This is a genomic window from Johnsonella ignava ATCC 51276 (assembly GCF_000235445.1).
Taxonomy (GTDB): domain Bacteria; phylum Bacillota; class Clostridia; order Lachnospirales; family Lachnospiraceae; genus Johnsonella; species Johnsonella ignava.
Genome location: NZ_JH378857.1, coordinates 1 through 1,406 on the forward strand (window position 1 = coordinate 1; position 1,406 = coordinate 1,406).

At 30.1% G+C, this 1,406-nt stretch carries 1 protein-coding gene; it reads left to right on the forward strand.

Annotation, left to right across the window (positions count from 1 at the left end; genetic code table 11):
- A partial coding sequence (locus HMPREF9333_RS11945) for an ABC transporter ATP-binding protein (protein WP_242822347.1) occupies positions 1–1,393 on the forward strand: 1,393 nt, incomplete at its 5' end.
- Positions 1,394–1,406 lie beyond the last annotated feature (13 nt).

The window sequence follows — 1,406 nt, forward strand, 5'->3', positions numbered from 1 at the left end:
TATAGGTGATGAAATGGGAGATGTAGTTATTGATTTTGATAATGTAAGTTTCAGTTATGGAACACAAACAGAAAGGAGTCTCAGAAATATAAATTTCAAAGTTAAAGAAGGAGAATTTATTTTGCTTACTGGTCAGTCTGGTTCAGGGAAAACAACTGTTACAAGATTGATAAACGGCTTAATTCCACATTTCTTTGAAGGGGTTTTAACTGGAACTGTGAAAGTGTTAGGAAGTGATATAAAAACTATCACTCCCGGAGAAATGGGGAAAAATATTGCTTCTATATTTCAAAATCCACGAAGTCAATTTTTTACAACGAATAGTACCAAGGAAGTGGCATTTGCTCTTGAAAATTATGGAATAGATAGAGATGAAATGATAGATAGAGTGAATTGTGCATTTCACGATTTAGAAGCTGAAAATCTTATGGATAGAGATATGTTTTCTTTATCTAGTGGTGAAAAACAAAAGATAGCGATTATAGCTGCAAAAACTTTGAATCCCAAGATTTATGTTTTTGACGAGCCATCTGCAAATTTAGATATTCATTCAATTATTAAATTGAAAAAAATTATGGAGTGGTTAAAGAAACAGGGACATACAGTAATTGTTTCAGAGCATAGATTGTTCTATTTAAAAAATTTAGTAGATAAATGCTTAATAATGAAAGATGGAAAAATTGATAGAGAATTAAAGAAAAATGATATTGATAACTTGAATGATTCAGATATTAGAGCGTATAAACTTCGAACATTTAAGTTAAGTAATATTAAATATGAACTAAAGGATAATCTTATTGTTAACAAGCAAAATGCAGATTTTAAAGTGGAAAATTTATCTTTTTCCTATGATGTCAATCATTCTGTTTTGAGTAATTGTAATTTAGAAGGGAATTTTGGTGAAACAGTAGCTATAGTTGGACACAATGGAAACGGCAAAACGACATTAGGTAAAATAATGTCAGGATTACTAAAAGCAAGAAGTGGACAATTTTTTATTGAAGGTAAATATACAAAGCAAAAGAACTTATATAAAAGTGTATATTTTGTAATGCAAGATGCAGACTATCAACTGTACTCCGATTCTGTTGTTTCTGAGTTAATGCTCAGTTCTATGAATAGCATTAAGACTATTAAGCAAAATGATGAGAAAATAGAAGATGCGATGAATTTATTGAATATTTCATCATTCAGAAATAGACATCCGCAAAGTTTATCAGGAGGGCAAAAGCAGCGAGTTACTATTGCGGCTGCAATAGCTTCAAACAAAAAAATTCTGATTTTTGATGAGCCAACCAGTGGACTTGATTATGAAAATATGAAAGTCGTATCTGAAGCAATTAATACTCTTCGTAAAAAAGGAATACTGATTTTTGTATTTCTCATGATTTAGAATTTTTAAGTAG